Origin of the sequence: Citrobacter sedlakii (assembly GCF_018128425.1) — a bacterium.
GTDB lineage: Bacteria > Pseudomonadota > Gammaproteobacteria > Enterobacterales > Enterobacteriaceae > Citrobacter_A > Citrobacter_A sedlakii.
Genome location: NZ_CP071070.1, coordinates 1838162 through 1860054, shown reverse-complemented (window position 1 = coordinate 1860054; position 21893 = coordinate 1838162). Strand labels below are relative to the sequence as shown.

Below are 21893 nucleotides of genomic sequence, written 5' to 3'. Positions count from 1 at the left end.
AATCGCAGTATGAATAACGCATTAGGGCTGGTTGAAACAAAAGGGTTGGTCGGCGCCATTGAAGCCGCAGATGCGATGGTGAAATCCGCCAACGTACAACTGGTCGGCTACGAGAAAATCGGCTCCGGCCTCGTGACTGTCATGGTGCGCGGCGACGTTGGCGCGGTTAAAGCGGCGGTTGACGCAGGCAGCGCAGCAGCAAGCGCCGTCGGCGAGGTCAAATCCTGCCACGTTATCCCGCGTCCGCACAGCGACGTTGAGGCCATTTTACCGAAGTCTGCCTAAGCACTGCCGAAAAGGAGCACAGCGTGAAGCAATCACTGGGATTACTTGAAGTTAGTGGTCTGGCATTAGCCATCAGTTGCGCGGATGTCATGGCGAAAGCCGCTTCCATCACGCTGGTTGGCCTTGAGAAAACCAACGGTTCAGGCTGGACGGTGATCAAAATCACCGGTGATGTGGCCTCGGTTCAGTCCGCCATTATCACCGGTGCCAGCTTTGCCGAACAGCGCGATGGTCTGGTGGCGCGCAAAGTTATCGCCAGACCTGGCGAGGGCATTCTTGCCCGTGCGACGGTAGCCGCACCTGCCCCCGCGCCAGCGATCATCGAGGAACCCGAAACTGACGTTGTTGCAGAAGAGTCTGCACCGGTAACCGCATCTGACGACGGAATCATCAGTTGCAATTTGTGCCTCGACCCGGCCTGTCCGCGTCAGAAAGGCGAACCCCGGTCGCTCTGCCTGCATTCAGGTAAACGAGGTTAAGCGTAATGGATAAACACCTTCTGGAGACGACGGTCAGCAAAGTGCTGGATGAGATGCGGGAGCGCCCAATTCCGTTGGGTGTGTCTAATCGTCATATTCATCTGAGCGCCGAAGACTATGCCCGTCTTTTTCCGGGACAACCGATAAGCGAGAAGAAAGCGCTGCTGCAACCGGGGCAGTACGCCGCCGAACAGACCGTCACGCTGGTGGGTCCCAAAGGTCAGATTAAGAATGTGCGTCTACTGGGACCACTTCGCCGCACCAGTCAGGTTGAAATATCGCGAACAGACGCAAGAACGCTGGGGATCGCCGCACCACTGCGGATGTCCGGAAACCTCAACGGCACTCCGGGTATCCGCCTTGTGAGCCCCTTCGCCGAGATTGAGCTCGCTGCCGGCGTTATTGTCGCCCAGCGTCATATTCACATGTCGCCGCTGGATGCGCTGATCCTGCACGTCGCGCATGGCGACAACGTCTGCGTGGCGATCGAAGGCAGTGAGCGTCGGCTCATTTTCGATAACGTCGCGATTCGCGTGTCGCCCGATATGCGTCTGGAAATGCATATCGATACCGACGAAGCCAACGCCGCCGGGGCCGACAGCCCCAACGCGTACGCCACGCTGGTTACGCCGCGATGAACGGCGAGCTGTTGCAGCGAATCGTCGAGGAGGTGGTCACCCGCCTGCAGCGTCGTGCCGAAAGCACGCTGACGTTGAGCGTCGCGCAACTGCGGGAAACGCCTTCCCGAACGCTGTTTTCCCGGTATTCCTCTCTGCATGTTTTGCTGGTCGACCTGCCCCTGCTGGAGAAGATTGCCGAAAACGACGCAACGGATAGCGCAGCCGTCATCCTTCACGACGCGCTGGCGTTTGGTCTGCAGGTGCGACTCTCGCTACGCCGGGCGCTATTGCCTGCCCTGCCGGTGAAAAAACTCGCCCGATTACCGCTGACGTTCTGTGACGAGCAAGGTGTGCGCATCGTGCTGCATCCGACCCGGCTGGTCAGCTATGCCGATGTCGTCCGCTTCTCCGGTGGCGTATTCGTGCTGTGTCGAAAATGTGTTGTCACCGCGCTGGCTCGCGATGCCGCGAGCTCTCGCAACATCCAATTCATTAAGCAGGAGTGAACCATGCATCTGGCACGCGTAACAGGCGCGGTGGTATCCACGCAAAAATCGCCTTCTCTGGTCGGGAAAAAACTTCTGCTGGTGCGCCGGGTAAGCGCCGACGGCGAACTGCCTGCGAATCCAACGGCGGGAGATGAAGTTGCCGTTGACTCCGTTGGCGCAGGGGTTGGCGAACTGGTGCTGCTGAGCAGCGGTTCCAGCGCCAGACATGTTTTTTCCGGCCCGAACGAGGCCATTGACCTCGCCGTCGTCGGCATTGTCGACACGCTTTCGCGTTAAGGAGACGGCATGGCGATTTATACCCGTACTGGCGACGCAGGCACTACCGCGCTGTTTACCGGGCAACGTGTCAGTAAAACACACCCGCGCGTGGAGGCATACGGCACCTTAGACGAGCTTAACGCCGCGCTCAGCCTGTGCATTTGCGCCAGCCAGAGCGTACAGCACCGCGCCCTGCTGGAGGCAATCCAGCAACAAATATTCTGGTTCAGCGCGGAGCTGGCAAGCGAAAGTGATGAACCGCCTGCGCAGCAGCGCTACATCAGCACGGAAGAAATCGCCGCGCTGGAAGCCGCCATCGACACCGCGATGGGACGTGTCGCGCCGCTGCGCAGTTTTATTTTGCCCGGCCGTTGCGAAGCCGCCAGCCGACTTCACTTCGCGCGCACGCTGGCGCGCCGGGCGGAACGTCGTCTGGTTGAGCTTTCCGCAGCATTCACCGTCAGGCACGTGCTGATGCGCTACATCAATCGCCTGTCGGATTGTTTATACGCGCTGGCCCGCGCCGAAGATCACGACGCGCATCAGACAAAAATTATCCAGGAGGTGACGACGCGCTATCTGGCGTCGGCTCAGCCGCCTGCCCAAAAGGAACATGTTATGTCGCTTTCGTTTGGCGATCTTCATCAGTTAACCCGCGCCGCCGTGGCGCGGGCAGAAGAAATCAACGTCCCGGTGGTGATTAGCATAGTCGATGCCAACGGGACCGAAACCGTGACGTGGCGGATGCCAGATGCATTGCTGGTGAGCAATGAACTGGCGCCGAAAAAGGCCTGGACAGCGGTCGCGATGAAAAGCGCAACGCACGCGCTTGCCGCCGCAGTCCAGCCCGGCGCGCCGCTTTACGGACTGGAAACGCATATGCAGGGAAAAGTGGTCACCTTTGGCGGCGGTTTTCCGCTATGGCGTGACGGAAAACTTATTGGGGGTCTTGGGATCAGCGGTGGCAGCGTTGAACAGGACATGGACATTGCACAGGCTGCAATTGCGGCAATTAACGTGAGAACACATCAATGAATACTTCTGAACTGGAAACCCTCATCCGGACCATTCTGACTGAACAACTGACGCCTGCGAAAACCGACATAAAGGGCAACGGTATTTTTCAGTCCGTGGGTGAAGCCATCGACGCCGCCCACCAGGCCTTTTTACGTTATCAGCAGTCTCCGCTGAAAACGCGCAGCGCCATTATTAGCGCGATACGGGAAGAGCTTACGCCGCATCTTGCGGACCTGGCGGCAGAAAGCGCCGCAGAGACGGGGATGGGTAATAAAGAAGATAAATTCCTTAAAAACAAAGCGGCGCTGGAAAATACGCCGGGGATTGAAGATCTCACCACCACCGCGCTCACTGGCGACGGCGGCATGGTGCTGTTCGAATACTCGCCATTTGGCGTGATTGGTTCCGTCGCCCCAAGCACGAATCCAACCGAAACCATTATCAACAACAGCATCAGTATGCTGGCGGCGGGCAACAGCGTTTACTTCAGCCCACATCCCGGCGCAAAAACCGTATCGTTGAAGCTGATCGCCATGATTGAAGAGATCGTGTTTCGCAGCTGCGGCATTCGCAACCTGGTGGTTACCGTTGCCGAACCGACCTTTGAAGCCACTCAGCAAATGATGGCGCACCCTAAGATCGCCGTCCTGGCGATCACCGGCGGTCCTGGCATTGTGGCAATGGGCATGAAGAGCGGGAAAAAAGTCATCGGCGCCGGTGCGGGCAACCCGCCGTGCATCGTGGATGAAACCGCGGATATTGTTAAAGCCGCGGAAGATATCATCAACGGAGCCTCGTTTGACTACAACCTTCCCTGCATTGCCGAGAAAAGCCTGATCGTGGTTGAGTCGGTCGCTGAACAGCTTATTCAGCAGATGCAGAGCTTTGGCGCGCTGCTGCTCAGTCCGTCAGAGATCGAAAAACTGCGCGCGGTCTGCCTGCCGGAAGGCGTCGCCAATAAAAAACTGGTCGGCAAGAGCCCGTCGGCGATGCTGGAAGCCGCCGGTATCGCCGTTCCGGCTAAAGCGCCGCGACTGCTGACAGGCGTCGTTAGCGCGGATGACAGTTGGGTCACCTGCGAACAATTGATGCCGATGCTGCCGATCGTAAAGGTTAAGGATTTTGACGCCGCATTATCGCTGGCTCTGAAAGTGGAAGAAGGACTGCACCACACCGCCATTATGCACTCGCAAAACGTGTCGCGACTGAATCTCGCCGCGCGGACGCTGCAAACCTCCATTTTTGTGAAAAATGGCCCGTCCTACGCGGGGATTGGCGTCGGTGGCGAAGGGTTCACCACCTTCACGATTGCCACGCCAACCGGCGAAGGCACGACTTCGGCGCGCACCTTCGCTCGTTCTCGTCGGTGCGTACTCACCAATGGCTTCTCAATCCGCTAATGAGGTGGTGATGAAAACCTTTTCGCTGCAAACGCGTTTGTACAGCGGGCCGGGAAGCCTGAAGGTGCTCGGTCGATTTACCCATAAGCACATCTGGATTATCTGTGACGGTTTTCTGGCGCGTTCGCCGCTGATTGAAGCTCTGCGCGACGCGATACCGGCGAACAACCGTATTAGCGTGTTCAGTGAGATCACCCCCGATCCCACCATCGCCACCGTGGCGCAGGGCATCGCCCATATGCAGTCGTTGCGTCCAGACATTGTGATTGGTTTCGGCGGCGGCTCGGCGCTGGATGCCGCCAAGGCCATTGTCTGGTTCAGCCGTCAGTTCGACATCAAAATAGAAACCTGCGTGGCGATCCCGACCACCAGCGGCACCGGTTCGGAAGTGACCAGCGCCTGCGTGATCGGCGATCCGGACAAGGGCATTAAGTATCCGCTGTTTGACAATGCGCTCTATCCGGATATGGCGATCCTCGACCCGGTACTGGTGGTCAGCGTACCGCCAGCAATTACCGCCAATACCGGCATGGATGTCCTGACCCACGCGCTGGAAGCCTATGTTTCAACGCGTGCCAGCGACTTTACCGATGCGCTGGCCGAAAAAGCGGCGCAGAGCGTTTTCCGGTATCTGCCGGTCGCGGTGCGTAAAGGGGACTGCCTTGCCACGCGCGGCAAAATGCATAACGCCTCAACGCTTGCCGGCATGGCCTTTAGCCAGGCGGGACTGGGCCTTAACCACGCCATCGCACATCAGTTGGGCGGGCAGTTCCACCTGCCGCATGGATTAGCGAATGCGCTCCTGCTTACCGCGGTCATCCGGTTTAACGCCCACGATCCGCGCGCGGCGAAACGCTACGCGCGCTTTGCCAGAGCCTGCCATCTCTGTCCGGACAGCGCCAATGACACCGCCTGCATCAATGCGCTGGCGCAGCACATTGAGCAGTTAAAAAAAGCGTGCGCGATCCCTTCTCTCGCCGATGCGCTGAAAGAAGAGAAACAGAACTGGGCCCGGCGGATCCCGGCAATGGTGCAGGCCGCGCTGGCAGACGTCACGCTGAAAACAAACCCGAAAGCAGCCGATGCCCGCGCCATTCAGGCACTGCTTGAGGAGATGCTATGAACACCGCGCAGATGGCTGAGATGAATGAAGTGGATGCGCATACTGTTCGCGAACGCGTGCGCGCAGCGGGAATCGTTGGCGCAGGCGGCGCGGGCTTTCCAACGCACGTTAAGCTGCAGGCGCAGGTAGAAATTTTCCTGGTGAACGCCGCGGAATGCGAACCGATGCTGAAAGTTGACCAGCAGTTAATGGCGCAGCAGGCGGCTCGTCTGGTGCGCGGGGTGCAGTACGCGATGAAAGCGACGGGCGCGCGGGAAGGAATTATCGCCCTGAAAGAGAAGTACCAGCCTGCTATTGCGGCGCTACGCCCGCTTTTACCTCCGGCGATGCGTTTACACATATTGCCGGACGTTTATCCGGCAGGGGATGAGGTGCTGACCATCTGGATGGCGACGGGTCGACGCGTGCCTCCGGCGGCGCTGCCCGTCAGCGTCGGGGTGGTGGTTAATAACGTTCAGACCGTGTTGAATATTGCCCGTGCGGTAGAACAGCAGTACCCGGTGACGCGCCGCACGCTCACCGTTAACGGCGCAGTGGCCCATCCGCAAACGCTGACCGTCCCCATCGGCATGTCGCTGCGCGACGTACTGGCGCTGGCGGGCGGCGCCACAATTGACGACCCGGGTTTTATTAATGGCGGGCCGATGATGGGCGGCCTGCTGACCTCGCTGGACACGCCGGTAACCAAAACCACTGGCGGCCTGCTGGTTTTGCCGAAAACCCATCCGCTGATTCAGCGTCGTATGCAGGACGAGCGCACCGTCTTGTCGGTAGCGAGAACCGTGTGCGAACAGTGTCGCTTATGCACCGATCTCTGTCCGAGACACCTCATTGGTCATGAACTGTCTCCACACCTGCTGGTGCGCGCCGTGAATTTTCACCAGGCGGCGACGCCGCAGTTACTGCTCAGCGCCCTGACCTGCTCAGAATGTAACGTCTGCGAAAGCGTGGCCTGTCCGGTTGGCATTTCACCGATGCGCATTAACCGGATGCTCAAGCGCGAACTGCGCGCGCAAAACCAGCGGTATGAAGGTCCGCTTAATCCGGCGGATGAAATGGCGAAGTATCGCCTGGTGCCGGTGAAACGCCTCATCGCCAAACTCGGGCTGACGCCCTGGTATCGGGAAGCGCCGCTACGTGAAGACGAACCGGTCACAGAAAAAACCACGCTTTTGCTGCGTCAGCATATCGGCGCCAGCGCGGTGCCTTGCGTGCAAAAAGGCGAACGCGTAACGCGCGGCCAGTGCGTTGCCGATGTTCCGCAAGGCGCGCCAGGCGCCCCCATTCACGCCAGTATGGACGGTATTGTCTCTGAAATCACAGAGCAGGCCATCATCGTTGTAAGAGGTTAACTATGTCTCAGGCCATAGGTATTTTAGAACTCACCAGCATTGCCAAAGGAATGGAAACCGGCGACGCAATGCTGAAAAGCGCCAGCGTGGATCTGCTGGTCAGCAAAACGATTTGTCCCGGTAAATTTCTGCTGATGCTCGGTGGCGATGTTGGAGCGGTACAGCAGGCTATCGAAACCGGGACATCGCTCGCAGGCGAAATGCTGGTAGACAGCCTCGTGTTGCCAAACATTCATGCCAGCGTGCTGCCTGCCATTAGCGGCCTCAACAGCGTCGATCGCCGTCAGGCTGTCGGCATTGTCGAAACCTGGAGCGTCGCGGCCTGCATCAGCGCCGCCGACCGCGCGGTGAAAGCCTCAAACGTGACGCTGGTTCGCGTCCATATGGCGTTCGGCATCGGCGGTAAATGTTACATGGTGGTGGCGGGCGACGTTTCTGATGTGAACAACGCGGTGACGGTGGCCAGCGAAAGCGCGGGGGAAAAAGGATTGCTGGTTTACCGCTCGGTTATCCCGCGTCCGCATGAAGCCATGTGGCGTCAGATGGTGGAGGGATGATGGAAAGACAGCCGACCACAGAACGCATGATCCAGGAGTACGTGCCGGGTAAACAGGTCACGCTGGCGCATTTGATTGCAAACCCTGGCAAAGATCTGTTTAAAAAGCTGGGATTGCAGGATGGCGTTTCCGCCATCGGGATTCTCACGATAACACCCAGCGAAGCATCCATTATCGCCTGCGATATCGCCACCAAATCCGGGGCGGTGGAGATTGGTTTTCTTGACCGCTTTACCGGGGCAGTCGTGATAACCGGCGACGTTTCAGCGGTTGAATATGCGCTGAAACAGGTGACGCGCACCCTCGGCGAACTGATGCGCTTCACGGCCTGCCCGATCACCCGGACCTGACGTTATGAAACGCATGATGTTAATCGGCCCGAGTCAGTGCGGGAAAACGTCTCTCACCCAGGCGTTACGAGGGGAAGCGCTTCAGTACCAGAAAACCCAGGCTATTGTCTGGTCCGCAGAGACCATCGACACGCCCGGGGAATACCTGGAAAACCGCTGTCTGTACAGCGCACTGTTGGCCAGCGCCTGCGAGGCTGACGTCATCGCCCTGGTGCTGAACAGCGATGCGGGATGGTCACCCTTCTCGCCCGGATTTACCGGACCGATGAACCGCCCGGTGATCGGCATTCTTACTAAAGCCGATTTAGCTAACCCGCAGCGCATCACCCGCGTCACGCAGTGGCTGACGCTGGCGGGCGCGCAAGCGGTATTTGTCACCAGTGCCGTAAACAACAGCGGACTTGATGAACTGTTTGCCTTTCTGAATCAAAAGGAACCTTCATGTCTCACAAAATAATGGCGATTAACGCGGGAAGTTCGTCGCTCAAATTCCAGTTGCTGGATATGCCGCAGGGCGACCTGTTGTGTCAGGGATTAATTGAACGCATTGGTATGCCTGATGCCCGGATCACGCTGAAGGCGAAAGAGCAAAAATGGCAGCAGACCGCGCCGGTGGCTGACCACCGCGACGCGGTGACCCTGTTACTGGAAATGTTAATCAGCCACGCCGTGATCCGCAGCATTGAGGATATCGATGGCGTAGGCCATCGCGTGGCGCACGGCGGTGAAGCCTTTAAAGACGCCGTGCGGATCACGGATGATTCCATCGCGGAAATTGAACGACTGGCTGAACTGGCGCCGCTGCACAATCCGGTCAATGTGCTGGGTATTAATGTGTTTCGCCAGTTGCTACCGAACGTACCTGCGGTAGCCGTTTTTGATACCGCCTTTCATCAAACGCTGGACGAATCCGCTTATATTTATCCGCTTCCGTGGCGCTACTATGAAGAGTTTGGTATCCGCCGCTACGGCTTTCACGGGACCAGCCACAAGTATGTCAGCGCCGCGCTGGCTGAGAAACTCGGCGTGCCGCTCAGCGCCCTGCGGGTGGTGTGTTGTCATCTTGGCAACGGCAGCAGCCTTTGCGCTATCAAAGGCGGTAAGTCGGTCAATACGTCGATGGGCTTTACCCCGCAGTCCGGTGTGATGATGGGAACCCGCAGCGGCGATATTGATCCGTCCATTTTGCCCTGGATAGCCCAGCGGGAAGGCAAAACGCCGCAGCAGCTTAACCAGTTGCTGAATAATGAATCCGGTCTGCTTGGCGTTTCCGGCGTATCCCACGATTACCGCGACGTTGAGCAAGCCGCCGACAGCGGAAATCAACGGGCGGCACTGGCGCTCACGTTATTCGCCGAACGTATTCGTGCGACCATCGGCAGCTATATTATGCAGATGGGCGGTCTGGATGCGCTGGTGTTTACCGGCGGTATTGGCGAAAACTCGGCGCGCGCCCGGGCGGCGATTTGTCACAACCTTCACTTCCTCGGTCTGAATATTGATGAGGAGAAAAACCAGCGCAACGCCACATTCATTCAGGCTGAAAATGCGCTGGTAAAGGTCGCGGTCATCAATACCAACGAAGAGTTGATGATAGCGCAGGACGTCATGCGGATTGCCCTCGCCGAAACGTCCACGCTGGCGGTTTCCGCCTGAGGCGCGCCGCGCACATTGCGGTAAATCATGGTAATAGCGCAATCGCCATGACACTATGCGCCGGGGATGACAGAGCAGAAAGGTGAAAATGTGGCTGTTGCGCAATGCCCCGCTTCGTGCGGAGAACTCATTCAGGGCTGGATTATGGGCAGCGAGAAACTGGTCTCCTGCCCTGTTGACTGGTACAGCACCGTTGAAATCAGCGCCGGTTCGCCGCTGGCGGATGAGCGCCCTCTGTCACGGGCCATGGTGAATACCCTGCTTGCGCACTGGCAATACCCGGACGAACTCAGTCAGGACATTCGCATTGATATTCATTCCACGATCCCCATCGCCAAGGGGATGGCAAGCAGTACAGCAGACATCGCCGCCACTGCCGTAGCGACTGCGCGCTATCTGGGGCGCGCACTGGACGAGACCACCCTTGCGCAGCTTTGCGTGTCGCTGGAACCCACCGACAGTACCGTTTTTCACCAGTTAACCCTGTTTGATCATAACGATGCGTCAGTGCGCATCGGTTGTGAATGCCAACCGGAACTGGACCTCCTTGTACTGGAAAGTCCGCAGACGCTGCGCACGGCGGATTATCACCGTATCCCACGTCAGGCGGGGCTGGACGCTGGCGCGCCAGCGTTGAAAAGAGCCTGGGAGAAGGTTCAGCAAGCCTGCGCGGAGCAAAATCCGTACCGGATGGGCGAAGCGGCAACGTTGAGCGCCATCGCCAGCCAGGCGCTGCTGCCGAAGCCCGACTTTGACGCGCTATTGTCGCTCATGGAAGAGTGTGATTTGTATGGCGTGAACGTCGCACACAGCGGCAGCGTAGTCGGGTTGATGCTCGACAGGCATAAACATGACGTCGAATACGTGAAGTGGCTGCTAAAGAAAAAGAGATTAGCTGAACACTGGCCGGAACAGCATTTGCTACGGATGGTGCGCGGTGGCGTGACATGTCAGTGAGGACCAGACGATCCTCACTGCGTCAAGACGTTACTCTGCTTTCGCTTCGCCGTTTTTGAGTTCGCCCATCGCTTTCAGCTTTTTAGAAATATCGCGGCGCTCTTTAGAGATTTCAGCATTTTTGATGATGTAGTCATCAACGCGATCTTCATAGTCGCTTTTCATGCTGGCGATGATGCCCTGAATGGCTTCAACGCTCATACCTGGCTTGATGTAGTCGCTCAGGTTGTCCAACAGCAGAACGCGTTTCTGGTTGTCACGGATCTTTTTCTCAACGTCCTGGATTTCACGTTGCAGTTTATTTTTGCGACGGAACAGACGGACAAATTCCAGCACGTCCTGGAAAGATGGCTTGGTAGTTTCCATTTTTACACCCCTGATAATGTGAGATTCGGATTCGTTTAAACTATAGGGCTTACATTACTTTTCGTAGCCATAAATGACAATGGCGACGTCCTTGTTTTCATCATACCCTTATTCGTTGCTGAATCGAAGCAGCACCCGGTTCATTCTCCTCATCTGCTGATTATTTGCGCAGCGCCCGGCAGATAAGATGTGAAAGCAGCTCCAGCTGGCGTGCGGTTTCCAGACTCAACCACACATAACCGTGGATCGGCGTTTCCGCTACATTGCGCTCGTCATGCTGGCGGATAAGCGTCCGCAGTTCATTAACGGTATCATTCAGTTTTTCGGTATTGGCAAGGATCGGCTGCGGGTTCCCTTCAAACAGCGCGTGGGTGATGGTCAGCAGCGCCTGCTGCGTCATCTGCTGAGTTTCCCGCAACGTGTGGGCGTTGAGCATCACGAAGTGGCTCGCGCGCGTTGCCCACAGGGCGTTGATTTGCAGCTCCAGCATGCAGACCAGATTGCGATTCACGGTCTGAATGGCTTCGAAAATCGATTTCTGAATGCGCGTCTCTTTGCTGGCTGGCGTGATAAGCCCGCGCATTTTCACCACATCGCTCAGCAACTGTTGCAGGTGCTTCTCCAACCTCGGACGTTCCAGCAGATTGGGCGACAGCGCCGCCTGATAAACCCGGTTGTATGCTGTCACGCAGTGCGCCAACTGGATACGCCAGTGAATGAAGGCCCGCTGCGGCCAGATGCCGGTAAACAACATCGCCAGAAGCGAGCCGAGAATGACATCGCCGCCGCGCCACAGCGCGGTCTCCATATCCCCGGCTGGCGCGCCAACCACCACGGCAAGCGTAATGCCGATCAACAGCGCCTGATACGGTTTTTTCCCCAGCGCCAGCCAGCCGCAGAGAAACATCGCCGCTGCGCACCATAACAGCATCAGCGGTAAGGAAAACAGCTCAAGACGCAGCGCCACCAGCCCGAGTACCGAACCAAGAATTGTGCCGCCGATTCGCTCGAAGGCGCGGGGAACCACGTTTCCCCAAAAGGAGATCGGCCCCATGATCACCACCAGCGTGATCAAAGGCCAGGTGCCTTCCGGAATGTTAAACAACCGGACGAGGAGAAAGGTCAGGATAAAGGCCAGCGCAATACGGATGCCATGCACGACACGGTAATGGCGATACAGGCGGATTTCGAAGGGACTCAGCGACTTGTCGGCACGCACTCATGCACTCCGTCAGAAAAACAATAAACGGATTGTACCTGCTTTTACACTGAAAATTTCACCGTAGCGGACAGGACATCTCGCTAAGCGTAGTCTCACTTAGCGCCAGTCCGCCAGGTTTTCGCGCTTATTTGACGGCAGGTTGTACGGCGATATACATCTCAATGTCCCAGTAGCCGTCTTTGCAGCCATCGTTAAGATAGACTTCAAAGCACGGTTTGCAGGCCATCTCATACGCTTTGTCCTGCAACAAACTATTGAAGAACTGATACCACGGCGTGGCGAAATCCGTGTCCGTTACGCGGGCAACCGCCGTAGCGTATTGCCCGCCCTCGATTTCGCTCAGCGTAACGCCTTCGCTGTTTTCCGGGATAACGAAATCGGTCGGGACGGACACCACCGTACTGCAGCGCAGTTTCTCTGCGGGAACGTCGTCCGGATTGTCAAAATACACGGCGATCCATTCATCCGTTACGATCTGTTTGCCGTCCACCCACATCATCAGTTGCTCAAAGCCCTGCTTCACCGTTTGTTCCCAGGGTCCCACCAGGTGGAAACCCGCTACGGTTCGCTTATCGACTTGTCTGATCTCGTAGTTCATGTTGCCTCCATTGTTACACTGTATTTATATACAGTGTAACGAAGTCGAAATAACAGCCACAAGTTATTTGTGATTATTATGTGAGCAGAGGCGAACTCCTGCCAGTCTCCTGTCAGGCTTTATGGTGGAAGTAGTCGCTCAGTCGCGAGAACAGACCGCCCTTGTCAACTGCTTCCAGCGTCACCAAAGGCCAGTGGGCAATCAGCTTGTCGCGATCATACAGCTCGATTTCCCCGACCCGCTGATGGGCGGTGAGCGGCGCTTCAAGCTCCGCTTTATCCAACACATATTTCGCTTTGATGTGAGGAATTTCCGCTTTTGGTAAGGCCATCCAGAAATCCTGCTCGGTGCCCAGCGCAATCTTCTCTTTATCGCCATACCAGATCCGCTCAGCGCCTACTTGCTTACCGCTGCGCAGGATCTGCACCGTATCGAAATTCTGCTGTCCCCAATGCAGCAGTTTACGCGCCTGTTCCTCCCGACCCTTCGGGCTTTCTGCCCCCATAATGACCGCAATAAGACGCCGCTTGCCATCAACCGCGGAAGCAATCAGGTTAAAGCCCGCGCCAGAAGTATGTCCGGTTTTCAGGCCGTCGACGTTCAGCGATTTATCCCACAGCAGACCGTTGCGGTTGTACTGGGTGATGCCGTTCCAGGTCAGGCTTTTCTCGCTGTACATGTGATAAAACTCAGGTTCGCCGTGAATGATCGCCCGTGAAAGCACGGCCAGATCGTACGCGGAGCTGTGCTGTCCCGGCGCATCCAGGCCGTGAACCGTCTCGAAATGGGTGTCCTGCAAATGCAGCTTCCTGACATAGCTGTTCATCATCGCCACGAACTGCGGCTGCCCGCCGGCCACATAGTCCGCCAGCGCAACGCAGGCGTCATTACCGGAATCAACAATCAAACCACGGCTGAGATCGCGCACCGAGACGCGTTCACCTTGTTTGAGAAACATCAGCGAAGAACCGACAAACACCGGGTTATCTTTGGCCCATGCGTCGCGCCCAACCGTAACCATGTCGTCAGGAGAAATGTGCTTGCTGTCGATGGCCCGGTCAACCACGTAGCCGGTCATCAGCTTGGTCAGACTCGCCGGGTTGCGCTGCTGATGTTCATTTCCGGCGGTAAGGATTTGCCCGGTGGTGTAGTCCATCAGCACCCATGAAGCGGCCTCTACCGCAGGTGGCTGCGGCGCGAAGTCGACAGTGCTTGACGCGAGCGCGGTAGAAAGGTGCGTAGCGAGTAACGAAGCGGCAATAAACAGACGGCGTTCCACAGCATATCCTCAGGTGTGACAAAAGAGCCGTCCTTTTTACGGAAAATCTGATAAACGAACAGGGATTAATTGCAAGAAAATGTGACGTAAGACACGTTTTTCCACTCAGACGGGGTCCGCATTTTTACCTCACGCCATTTTATTCGCCTCCTGACAACAGCTCTGGCTGATCGCCCCGCCGAATTTTGCTACTCTGTTGCGTTCAGGCAGCGCGCAACTTTCAGCCACGGAATACACTTTTTTATGAATGACGGTCAGCAGCAACCCACCTTTCTCTTTCACGACTACGAAACCTTCGGCACGCATCCGGCGCTCGACAGACCCGCGCAATTTGCCGCTCTTCGCACAGACAGCGAGTTTAACGTTATCGGCGAACCTGAGGTGTTTTACTGCAAGCCTGCAGACGACTATCTGCCGCAGCCAGGGGCCGTGATGGTTACGGGTATTACGCCACAGGAAGCGCGGGAGAAAGGCGAAAACGAGGCGGCGTTTGCCGCCCGAATCCACGCGCTGTTCACCGTGCCAAAAACCTGCATTATTGGCTATAACAACGTGCGCTTCGACGACGAAGTAACGCGTAACGTCCTGTACCGCAATTTCTACGATCCCTACGCCTGGAGCTGGCAGCATGATAATTCGCGCTGGGATTTGCTGGACGTGATGCGCGCCTGTTACGCCCTGCGCCCGGAAGGGATCGTCTGGCCGGAAAACGAGGAAGGGCTTCCCAGCTTTCGCCTGGAACACCTGACAAAAGCGAACGGGATTGAGCACAGCAACGCCCACGACGCCATGGCGGACGTGTATGCGACGATAGCGATGGCGCAGTTAGTGAAGGCGCGGCAGCCGCGATTGTTTGACTACCTCTACACGCACCGCAGCAAGCACAAGCTGGCGGCGCTGATCGACGTGCCGCAGATGAAACCACTGGTGCATGTCTCTGGTATGTTTGGCGCATGGCGCGGCAACACCAGTTGGGTCGCGCCGCTGGCATGGCATCCCGAGAACCGCAACGCGGTGATTATGGTGGATCTGGCGGGGGATATTTCACCGCTCCTCGAACTCGACAGCGACGCCCTGCGCGAGCGGCTGTACACCGCCAAAGCCGATCTCGGCGATAATGCCGCCGTGCCGGTGAAACTGGTGCACATCAATAAATGTCCGGTGCTGGCCCAGGCGAATACGCTGCGTCCGGAAGATGCCGACCGGTTAGGGATTAATCGTCAGCACTGCCTCGATAACCTGAAAGTGCTGCGCGACAACCCGCAGGTGCGTGACAAAGTGGTGGCTATCTTCGCCGAAGCGGAGCCCTTTACGCCGTCTGATAACGTCGACGCCCAGTTATACGATGGCTTTTTTAGCGACGCCGATCGCGCGGCAATGAAGATTATACTGGAGACTGCCCCGCAAAACCTGCCTGCGCTGGACATCACCTTTGTCGACCCGCGTATTGAGAAGCTGCTGTTCAATTACCGCGCCCGCAACTTTCCTGGCACGCTGGATGAAGAGGAACAGCAGCGCTGGCTGGAGCACCGCCGCCAGGTCTTTACGCCGGAATTTTTGCAACGCTATGCCGAAGAGTTACAGATGCTGTATCAGGAATACGCGAATGACAGTGAGAAGCAGGCGTTACTGAAGTCGTTGTGGCAGTACGCGCAAGAGATCGTCTGAAGGTTTCCCTCTGCGCGAACGCAGAGGGAAGCATGGGTCACGCTTTCTGTACGGTGATGCTCCAGGCGGCATCGCCAACCTGTTGGTAATCGGTAATAGTATGCCCCTCTTCCGCCGCCCACTGCGGGATGGCTTCCGTGGCCTGGGTGCAGTCAAACTCGATCACCAGTTCGTCGCCGCTCGCCATTTCCGCCAGCGCCGCTTTTGCTTCAATCAGGGGGAACGGGCAAACCTGCGTTACCACGTCCAGTTTTTTAATCGCCATCATTTATCCTTACGTTTAATTCGCCGCAGCGGTCGCCAGTCGGGCTTTACGCTGCGGTCGTACATACACTATCCAGGATGCGGTCCACACCCCAAGGATCATAAAGGCCAGACCAATCCAGCCCTGCCAGGTCATCATCGCCGTCATCACCAGGCCGTTACCGATCGAGCATCCTCCGGCGATGCTGGCGCCAACGCCCATCAGGATCCCGCCAAACCCGCTGCGTAGCGTGGTTGGCGCATCGGCAGCGCGTACGCGAAATTCCCGGCTGGCTTTTGCGGCAATAAACGAGCCAAGAAAGATACCGAGCACCAGGAACACGCCCCAGTTAAGGAATTTGCTGTCGCCTGCCACCAGGAATTGCAAAATATTGGCGGTCGGCGAGGTAATGCCCAGGCCAAACATCCTGCCGGTCGCTTCGCTCAGCGGCCATGCCAGCAGCGCGATCAGGCCGATAAGGACTGCGGTGACAAACGGATGCCAACGCTTTTCAAACAGAATGTGCGCCAACCCGCGACGGCGCGGCGGTAGCGTCGCTACCTTCAGCTTCGGCTTTTTCAGCTCTTTCGCCACCACCCACAGCGTCAGCACCAGCAATAAGGCAATCAGCGGCCAGACGGAAAGGTTGAGCGTGTCGGCAATCGAATTGTGTTCAGTGCTGTAGGTTTTCAGCGTCTGGTTAAGTCCGCTGGCGTGCGGTGAACGCATTACCGCACTCATTACCATATAGGTAAACAGCGCAATCCAGCTGCCGATCAACCCCTCGCCCGCGCGATACCATGTACCGGTGGCGCAACCGCCCGCATAGACAATACCAATGCCAAAAATGTAGCCGCCCGCCACGGTGCCGAGCCACGGAAACGTCCCCGCGTCATAGCTGACAACCCCGGTCTGGATCAGCGTAAACACGCCCACGCTCTGAACGCAGATCGCAATCAGCAAGGCATAAAACATACGGTTGTTTTTTGCGATGTACATATCGCGGAATCCGCCGGTCAGACAGAACCGTCCGCGCTGCATGACAAAACCCAGCAGCGCACCGCAGAACAGTCCGCTTATTATCATTGAAAGCATAAATTAATTAGCCTGAAGAACATTTGTCAGGAAATTATTCATGACGCGGTTGTTCATAACCAATAACCAAATTCTCTAAATTAGAACGAAAGGTTATTAAGCCAGACAGGGAATAAAACGCAGGCATAAAAAAACCGGAGAACAGGTCTCCGGTTTGATTGGATTACACGATTAAGCGATATCTTCGTACTGCGGAACCGGATTGCGGAAGCTTTTGGTCACGCAAGCCAGATACACCAGACCAATGCCGGCCCAGATCAGCCCCAGAACCATCGAGCTTTCTTCCAGGTTAATCCACAGAGCGCCCACGGTCAGCGCGCCGCAGGTCGGCAGAATCAGGTAATTGAAGTGGTCTTTCAGCGTCTTGTTACGTTTTTCGCGGATCCAGAACTGTGAAATCACAGACAGGTTCACAAAGGTAAACGCCACCAGCGCGCCGAAGTTGATCAGCGCCGTCGCCGTCACCAGGTCAAAATTGATCGCCAGCAGCGCGATGGCGCCGACCAGCAGCACGTTCCATGCCGGGGTACGCCATTTCGGGTGTACGTAGCCAAAGAAGCGCGTCGGGAACACGCCGTCACGGCCCATGACGTACATCAGACGAGACACGCCCGCGTGCGCCGCCATACCGGAGGCCAGTACGGTTACGCTGGAGAAGATCAGCACGCCCCACTGGAAGGTTTTACCCGCCACGTACAGCATGATTTCCGGCTGAGACGCATCCGGATCCTTGAAGCGGGAGATATCCGGGAAGTACAGCTGCAGGAAGTAAGAGGCGCCGATGAAGATCAGGCCGCCAATCAGCGCGGTCAGGAAGATCGCCTTCGGGATCACGCGCTCTGCGTCTTTGGTCTCTTCAGACAGCGAAGAGATGCCGTCAAAGCCGAGGAACGAGAAGCACAGGATGGTCGCGCCAGTGATCATCGGCACCACGTGCGCGCCTTCAGACCAGAACGGACGTGAGCTTACCAGCGTACCCGCGCCTTCACCGTGGGAAACACCGTAGATAATCAGGCCGACAATCACCGCCACGATGCCCATCTGCAGGATCACGATCAGGGTATTGAAGTTCGCTACCGTCTTGATGCTGCGCAGGTTAGAGATGGTCATAAAGGCCACCAGCGCGACAACAAAGATCCATGACGGTACTGACGGCACCAGCGCTTCGAAATAGATTTTTGCCAACAGGATGTTGATCATCGGCATGAACAGGTAGTCCAGCAGAGATGACCAACCCACCATAAAGCCAACGGTCGGGCTAATGGATTTCTGGGCATAGGTGTACGCCGAGCCAGCGGACGGGAAACGGCGAACCAGTTTACCGTAGCTCAACGCTGTAAAAAGAATCGCGACCAGCGCAAAGGCATACGCCGTTGCCACGTGACCGTCAGTGAGGCCCGAAACGATACCGAATGTATCGAACAGCGTCATCGGCTGCATATAGGCAAGACCCATCATTACAACCGGAATCAACGTAAGGGTTTTACGTAATTCCACGCGAGAGGTGTTTGGAGTAACGTTATGCGACATGGTCATTCCCCTTTACGGCGAATGCCGTCGCGTAAGCAAAAAATTGCCCCATTTTCTGGATTCCTCAGCGACAACAACTGTCGGTTTTTAGTAAATATCTATCCGGTACGAAGCCCGGCCTCTTGGTATGAATGATTGGTTTGATGCAAAAAAATAACCGACGCGTAGTAAAACGTCGGTTAATGTCATTTTTTGCAAGCGGCGCATTGTGCCTTAAATTGAGGCGAAATGACAAGAGAATGAGAGCCTTGTCATAAAAAATTTTTTCCTAACTGTTTGATTTGCTGGACTCGCCGCTTGTGTAAACACCAGCGATAGCACTATTTGCTAAAATCTCGTCCCGCCACCAGGCGCTGGCCAGCCCGGCGGTGCGCACATTCCAGCCAACCCACACGGGTTCAGACAGTACCTGCGCGTCCACTTTCTTTTCGATGAGCGCGCCGCTTTCAAGGAATCGCTGGGCCAGATAGCGCGGCAGATAACCGCAACCCAAGCCGCTGATTTGCAGCTCCAGTTTGGTTTTAAAATCGAAAACGGTTATCGCGTCCTGATCGTCCAGTAGCTGCGTTGCCGTTGAACAGGCGGGGTGTGCGCCGTCACCGACCACAATCGCCCGGTGGCGTCTGATGGTGCCGCGGCTCAGCGGTTCGCTTTCTTCCGAAAGCGGATGATGAGGCGCAACCGCGAAAACGTGTTCCAGATCGCCAAGACGCGTATAGCCAAATTCGCTGGATGACGGCGGTTGATGCATGGCGCCGACAATAATATCCGCCCGTCCCTGGGTCAGCGCATCCCACGAGCCGCCCAGCACCCCGTTAACAAATTTCAGCCGCGTGACGCTGTGATGTTGATAAAATAACTCGATCAGCGGGGCGAGCAGGGAAAACGGAAAAGTGTCGTCTACGCCAATGACCAGCTCATTTTCCCAGCCTTCGTGCAGTTTCACCGCCTGTTTTTCCAGCTCCCGCACGGTATGCAGCACTTCACGCCCTTTTTCCAGCAGCATCTGCCCGGTGCGGGTAAAGCGGGCGCGATGGCCGCTGCGATCGAGGATCTGAATATTCAGGTCGCTTTCGAGGCGGTGAACGGTATAGCTGAGCGCCGACGGCGTCTTATATAACCGCGCCGACGCTGCGGCAAAACTGCCCTCTTTTTCCAGCGCATCAAGAATGATCAGCACGTCCAGCAGTGGTTTCATACACGCCCCCTTGCGATGGATGGCAAAAGACCGCTGGGATATGCATTACTCCATCGGCATCAGCAGCGGGTCGGGATACTGATATTCAAATCCTAGCTCATTGCAGATCCGGCTACCGTCAATAATTTTGCCTTTACCCTTGTCCGGCGAGTCCAGGAATTGCGGTGGCTCGGTGCCCAGCAGTCGCGCCATTTGCGGATAAAACACTTTTCGCGCAGGGTGGACGGGGGCACAGATATTATAGATGTGCCCCCCTTTCGGCGCCTGAAGCAGAAGCGTGATGGCGGCAATGACATCTTCAAGATGGACGAGATTGACGCCGTGTTCGCCATTTGGCGCGGTTTTTCCGGCGAAGAAACGCCCCGGATGCCGCCCGGGTCCGACCAGCCCCGCCAGGCGCAGAATATCCACTGAGGTGCCCGGCAGATGATGCAGCCAGTCCTCCAGCTCCTTCAATACTCGCCCGCTGGCTGTGACCGGATGACGCGGCGTGTTTTCTTTCACCGTGCCCGATGTATCGCCATACACCGAGGTCGAACTGGTAAAGATAATGCGCGGAATGCGCCAGGCCAGCGCGCTGTCGACCAGTTCCTGCATTGCCTGTAAATAGAATTCTTCTCCAGGACCGCTACGACGAGCCGGTAACGTGATCACCAGCGCGTCGACGTCCATCAACGCCTCCAGATCGTCCGCCTCGCAGACCAGCTCGGGCTCCAGACGCAGTGGATACCCTTCAATACCGCTCATTCTGGCCGCTTCCACCCCATCCAGGGTGGTTTTGCTCCCCTTCACCTGCCAGCCTCTGGCCGTCAGCGACATTGCCAGCGGCATGCCCAACCATCCTAAACCGACAATTGCGACCTTTTTCATCCGTTTTCTCCTGACTCCGGCACTATTTATATAAGGCTACGCCTGCGTATTCAGACTGACAATTCATACTATAAATAGGAATGTAAAAAAGCGCTTGCTTTATCACGCCAAAGTGGTTTAGGTTAAAAGACATCAAATGAATAAGCATTCATCGAGAATTTTATGACACGCGTTCAATTTAAACACCACCATCATCACCATCATCCTGACTAGTCTTTCAGGCGATGTGTGCTGGGAGACATTCAGATCTTCCAGTGGTGCATGAACGCATGAGAAAGCCCCCGGAAGATCATCTTCCGGGGGCTTTTTTTTGGCGCGCGTTTCAGACCGATTCAGACAGGATAAAGAGGAAATAAGAATGTTAGATAACACCCGTTTACGCATAGCTATTCAGAAATCAGGCCGTTTGAGTGATGATTCACGCGAACTGCTGGCACGCTGCGGCATTAAAATTAACTTACACACCCAGCGTCTGATTGCGATGGCCGAGAATATGCCGATCGATATTCTGCGCGTGCGTGACGACGATATCCCGGGTCTGGTGATGGATGGCGTGGTCGATCTTGGCATTATTGGCGAGAACGTGCTGGAAGAGGAACTGCTCAACCGCCGCGCTCAGGGTGAGGATCCGCGTTACTTTACCCTCCGTCGCCTCGACTTTGGCGGCTGCCGCCTTTCCCTGGCGACCCCGGTTGACGAAGCCTGGGACGGCCCGGCCGCTCTCGACGGTAAACGCATCGCCACCTCTTACCCGCACCTGCTGAAGCGTTATCTCGACCAGAAAGGCGTCTCCTTTAAATCCTGTCTGTTAAACGGTTCTGTGGAAGTCGCGCCGCGCGCGGGCCTCGCCGATGCCATTTGCGACCTGGTCTCTACCGGCGCCACGCTGGAAGCTAACGGACTGCGCGAAGTGGAAGTCATTTACCGCTCAAAAGCCTGCCTGATCCAACGCGACGGCGACATGGCCGACGCCAAACAGCAGTTAATCGACAAGCTGCTCACCCGTATTCAGGGCGTGATTCAGGCACGCGAATCGAAATACATCATGATGCACGCGCCAAGCGAACGCCTGGAAGAAGTGATCGCCCTGCTGCCAGGCGCAGAGCGCCCAACGATTCTGCCGCTGGCGGGCGACCAGCAGCGCGTGGCTATGCACATGGTCAGCAGCGAAACGCTGTTCTGGGAAACCATGGAAAAACTGAAAGCGCTTGGCGCCAGTTCGATCCTGGTGCTGCCGATTGAGAAGATGATGGAGTGATG

Annotated in this window: 26 protein-coding genes, 1 pseudogene and 1 other annotated feature; of the genes and pseudogenes, 17 read left to right on the top strand and 10 right to left on the bottom strand. The window is 56.6% G+C overall.

The window, feature by feature from the left end; genetic code table 11:
- Positions 1-9: 9 nt before the first annotated feature.
- The 14 genes from pduJ to JY391_RS08700 all read left to right on the top strand — a co-directional run bounded on the left by pduJ (position 10) and on the right by JY391_RS08700 (position 10563).
- Positions 10-285, top strand: coding sequence for a propanediol utilization microcompartment protein PduJ (gene pduJ / locus JY391_RS08765; RefSeq protein WP_004853788.1), 276 nt, complete (start codon positions 10-12; stop codon positions 283-285).
- A gap of 23 nt (positions 286-308) precedes the next feature.
- Positions 309-764 carry a BMC domain-containing protein gene (locus JY391_RS08760; protein ID WP_211935592.1) on the top strand — a complete coding sequence of 152 codons (456 nt, stop codon included), beginning with the start codon at positions 309-311 and terminating at the stop codon, positions 762-764.
- 5 nt (positions 765-769) lie between these two features.
- The gene (locus JY391_RS08755; protein ID WP_211935591.1) at positions 770-1402 is read left to right on the top strand and encodes a phosphate propanoyltransferase; all 633 of its coding nucleotides are present in this window, start codon (positions 770-772) and stop codon (positions 1400-1402) included.
- Positions 1399-1890 carry a microcompartment protein PduM gene (gene pduM / locus JY391_RS08750; protein ID WP_211935590.1) on the top strand — a complete coding sequence of 164 codons (492 nt, stop codon included), beginning with the start codon at positions 1399-1401 and terminating at the stop codon, positions 1888-1890. Before JY391_RS08755 ends, pduM begins: the two co-directional genes overlap by 4 nt.
- 3 nt (positions 1891-1893) lie before the next feature.
- Positions 1894-2169, top strand: a complete 276-nt coding sequence (gene pduN / locus JY391_RS08745; RefSeq protein ID WP_012906340.1) for a propanediol utilization microcompartment protein PduN — start codon at positions 1894-1896, stop codon at positions 2167-2169.
- A gap of 9 nt (positions 2170-2178) precedes the next feature.
- Positions 2179-3186: a two-domain cob(I)yrinic acid a,c-diamide adenosyltransferase PduO gene (gene pduO / locus JY391_RS08740; protein WP_211935589.1), complete on the top strand. Its 1008-nt coding sequence runs from the start codon at positions 2179-2181 to the stop codon at positions 3184-3186.
- Positions 3183-4568, top strand: a complete 1386-nt coding sequence (gene pduP, locus JY391_RS08735; protein ID WP_181822972.1) for a CoA-acylating propionaldehyde dehydrogenase PduP — start codon at positions 3183-3185, stop codon at positions 4566-4568. Before pduO ends, pduP begins: the two co-directional genes overlap by 4 nt.
- Positions 4569-4578: 10 nt before the next feature.
- Positions 4579-5691, top strand: a complete 1113-nt coding sequence (locus JY391_RS08730; protein ID WP_211935588.1) for a 1-propanol dehydrogenase PduQ — start codon at positions 4579-4581, stop codon at positions 5689-5691.
- On the top strand, positions 5688-7043 hold the full coding sequence (locus JY391_RS08725; protein ID WP_211935587.1) for a 4Fe-4S dicluster domain-containing protein: 1356 nt from the start codon (positions 5688-5690) through the stop codon (positions 7041-7043). The genes JY391_RS08730 and JY391_RS08725 overlap by 4 nt, the downstream gene beginning before the upstream one ends.
- 2 nt (positions 7044-7045) lie before the next feature.
- Positions 7046-7600, top strand: a complete 555-nt coding sequence (gene pduT / locus JY391_RS08720; RefSeq protein WP_042284204.1) for a propanediol utilization microcompartment protein PduT — start codon at positions 7046-7048, stop codon at positions 7598-7600.
- Entirely contained in the window at positions 7600-7950 is a 351-nt protein-coding gene (gene pduU / locus JY391_RS08715) for a propanediol utilization microcompartment protein PduU (RefSeq protein WP_042284206.1), read from the top strand. Before pduT ends, pduU begins: the two co-directional genes overlap by 1 nt.
- Positions 7951-7954: 4 nt before the next feature.
- Positions 7955-8407, top strand: coding sequence for a propanediol utilization protein PduV (gene pduV / locus JY391_RS08710; protein ID WP_200034161.1), 453 nt, complete (start codon positions 7955-7957; stop codon positions 8405-8407).
- Positions 8392-9606 (top strand): acetate/propionate family kinase, encoded by a 1215-nt coding sequence (locus tag JY391_RS08705; protein ID WP_042284211.1) that lies wholly within the window; start codon positions 8392-8394, stop codon positions 9604-9606. The genes pduV and JY391_RS08705 overlap by 16 nt, the downstream gene beginning before the upstream one ends.
- Before the next feature lie 90 nt (positions 9607-9696).
- Entirely contained in the window at positions 9697-10563 is an 867-nt protein-coding gene (locus JY391_RS08700) for a GHMP family kinase ATP-binding protein (RefSeq protein WP_211935586.1), read from the top strand.
- Positions 10564-10593: 30 nt separating this feature from the next.
- Here the strand turns inward: JY391_RS08700 and JY391_RS08695 are convergent, their stop codons facing one another.
- From JY391_RS08695 to dacD, 4 genes are all read right to left on the bottom strand, one after another.
- The gene (locus JY391_RS08695) at positions 10594-10929 is read right to left on the bottom strand and encodes a DUF496 family protein (RefSeq protein ID WP_032939582.1); all 336 of its coding nucleotides are present in this window, start codon (positions 10927-10929) and stop codon (positions 10594-10596) included.
- Positions 10930-11089: 160 nt separating this feature from the next.
- The gene (locus tag JY391_RS08690) at positions 11090-12148 is read right to left on the bottom strand and encodes an FUSC family protein (protein ID WP_181822967.1); all 1059 of its coding nucleotides are present in this window, start codon (positions 12146-12148) and stop codon (positions 11090-11092) included.
- 127 nt (positions 12149-12275) lie between these two features.
- Positions 12276-12749 carry a DNA gyrase inhibitor SbmC gene (gene sbmC / locus JY391_RS08685; protein ID WP_060570663.1) on the bottom strand — a complete coding sequence of 158 codons (474 nt, stop codon included), beginning with the start codon at positions 12747-12749 and terminating at the stop codon, positions 12276-12278.
- Positions 12750-12861: 112 nt separating this feature from the next.
- Positions 12862-14028 (bottom strand): serine-type D-Ala-D-Ala carboxypeptidase DacD, encoded by a 1167-nt coding sequence (gene dacD, locus JY391_RS08680; RefSeq protein ID WP_211935585.1) that lies wholly within the window; start codon positions 14026-14028, stop codon positions 12862-12864.
- 243 nt (positions 14029-14271) lie between these two features.
- Here dacD and sbcB point away from each other — a divergent pair, with 243 nt between their 5' ends.
- Entirely contained in the window at positions 14272-15696 is a 1425-nt protein-coding gene (gene sbcB, locus JY391_RS08675) for an exodeoxyribonuclease I (protein WP_211935584.1), read from the top strand.
- A gap of 37 nt (positions 15697-15733) precedes the next feature.
- Here sbcB and tsuB read toward each other — a convergent pair whose 3' ends face one another.
- From tsuB to JY391_RS08645, 6 genes and pseudogenes are all read right to left on the bottom strand, one after another.
- Positions 15734-15961: a thiosulfate utilization sulfurtransferase TsuB/YeeD gene (tsuB, locus tag JY391_RS08670; protein ID WP_042284219.1), complete on the bottom strand. Its 228-nt coding sequence runs from the start codon at positions 15959-15961 to the stop codon at positions 15734-15736.
- 15 nt (positions 15962-15976) lie between these two features.
- The gene (gene tsuA, locus JY391_RS08665; protein WP_060569823.1) at positions 15977-17035 is read right to left on the bottom strand and encodes a thiosulfate utilization transporter TsuA/YeeE; all 1059 of its coding nucleotides are present in this window, start codon (positions 17033-17035) and stop codon (positions 15977-15979) included.
- Positions 17036-17206: 171 nt separating this feature from the next.
- Positions 17207-18565 carry an APC family permease gene (locus JY391_RS08660; protein WP_042284225.1) on the bottom strand — a complete coding sequence of 453 codons (1359 nt, stop codon included), beginning with the start codon at positions 18563-18565 and terminating at the stop codon, positions 17207-17209.
- Positions 18555-18617 (bottom strand): membrane protein YoeI, encoded by a 63-nt coding sequence (gene yoeI / locus JY391_RS08655; RefSeq protein ID WP_099433339.1) that lies wholly within the window; start codon positions 18615-18617, stop codon positions 18555-18557. The genes JY391_RS08660 and yoeI overlap by 11 nt, the downstream gene beginning before the upstream one ends.
- Before the next feature lie 161 nt (positions 18618-18778).
- Positions 18779-19763: pseudogene (locus JY391_RS08650) on the bottom strand (LysR substrate-binding domain-containing protein).
- 45 nt (positions 19764-19808) lie between these two features.
- Positions 19809-20633 (bottom strand): SDR family oxidoreductase, encoded by an 825-nt coding sequence (locus JY391_RS08645; protein ID WP_200034194.1) that lies wholly within the window; start codon positions 20631-20633, stop codon positions 19809-19811.
- A 162-nt stretch (positions 20634-20795) separates the two neighbouring features.
- Between JY391_RS08645 and hisL the strand changes: the two genes are divergently transcribed.
- Together hisL and hisG are read left to right on the top strand one after the other, a co-directional pair.
- Positions 20796-20846: a his operon leader peptide gene (gene hisL, locus JY391_RS08640; RefSeq protein WP_001364200.1), complete on the top strand. Its 51-nt coding sequence runs from the start codon at positions 20796-20798 to the stop codon at positions 20844-20846.
- Positions 20822-20945, top strand: a sequence feature (His leader region). (Overlaps the previous gene by 25 nt.)
- Before the next feature lie 46 nt (positions 20946-20991).
- Positions 20992-21891, top strand: coding sequence for an ATP phosphoribosyltransferase (gene hisG / locus JY391_RS08635; RefSeq protein WP_042284232.1), 900 nt, complete (start codon positions 20992-20994; stop codon positions 21889-21891).
- Positions 21892-21893 lie beyond the last annotated feature (2 nt).

Bases quoted from the DNA above. Each gene is read 5' to 3' on its own strand.
- pduJ (WP_004853788.1), top strand. From the start codon at position 10: ATGAATAACGCATTAGGGCTGGTTGAAACAAAAGGGTTGGTCGGCGCC.
- JY391_RS08755 (WP_211935591.1), top strand. From the start codon at position 770: ATGGATAAACACCTTCTGGAGACGACGGTCAGCAAAGTGCTGGATGAG.
- pduM (WP_211935590.1), top strand. From the start codon at position 1,399: ATGAACGGCGAGCTGTTGCAGCGAATCGTCGAGGAGGTGGTCACCCGC.
- pduN (WP_012906340.1), top strand. From the start codon at position 1,894: ATGCATCTGGCACGCGTAACAGGCGCGGTGGTATCCACGCAAAAATCG.
- pduO (WP_211935589.1), top strand. From the start codon at position 2,179: ATGGCGATTTATACCCGTACTGGCGACGCAGGCACTACCGCGCTGTTT.
- pduP (WP_181822972.1), top strand. From the start codon at position 3,183: ATGAATACTTCTGAACTGGAAACCCTCATCCGGACCATTCTGACTGAA.
- JY391_RS08730 (WP_211935588.1), top strand. From the start codon at position 4,579: ATGAAAACCTTTTCGCTGCAAACGCGTTTGTACAGCGGGCCGGGAAGC.
- JY391_RS08725 (WP_211935587.1), top strand. From the start codon at position 5,688: ATGAACACCGCGCAGATGGCTGAGATGAATGAAGTGGATGCGCATACT.
- pduT (WP_042284204.1), top strand. From the start codon at position 7,046: ATGTCTCAGGCCATAGGTATTTTAGAACTCACCAGCATTGCCAAAGGA.
- pduU (WP_042284206.1), top strand. From the start codon at position 7,600: ATGGAAAGACAGCCGACCACAGAACGCATGATCCAGGAGTACGTGCCG.
- pduV (WP_200034161.1), top strand. From the start codon at position 7,955: ATGAAACGCATGATGTTAATCGGCCCGAGTCAGTGCGGGAAAACGTCT.
- JY391_RS08705 (WP_042284211.1), top strand. From the start codon at position 8,392: ATGTCTCACAAAATAATGGCGATTAACGCGGGAAGTTCGTCGCTCAAA.
- JY391_RS08695 (WP_032939582.1), bottom strand. From the start codon at position 10,929: ATGGAAACTACCAAGCCATCTTTCCAGGACGTGCTGGAATTTGTCCGT.
- sbmC (WP_060570663.1), bottom strand. From the start codon at position 12,749: ATGAACTACGAGATCAGACAAGTCGATAAGCGAACCGTAGCGGGTTTC.
- sbcB (WP_211935584.1), top strand. From the start codon at position 14,272: ATGAATGACGGTCAGCAGCAACCCACCTTTCTCTTTCACGACTACGAA.
- tsuB (WP_042284219.1), bottom strand. From the start codon at position 15,961: ATGGCGATTAAAAAACTGGACGTGGTAACGCAGGTTTGCCCGTTCCCC.
- tsuA (WP_060569823.1), bottom strand. From the start codon at position 17,035: ATGCTTTCAATGATAATAAGCGGACTGTTCTGCGGTGCGCTGCTGGGT.
- JY391_RS08660 (WP_042284225.1), bottom strand. From the start codon at position 18,565: ATGTCGCATAACGTTACTCCAAACACCTCTCGCGTGGAATTACGTAAA.
- JY391_RS08645 (WP_200034194.1), bottom strand. From the start codon at position 20,633: ATGAAAAAGGTCGCAATTGTCGGTTTAGGATGGTTGGGCATGCCGCTG.
- hisG (WP_042284232.1), top strand. From the start codon at position 20,992: ATGTTAGATAACACCCGTTTACGCATAGCTATTCAGAAATCAGGCCGT.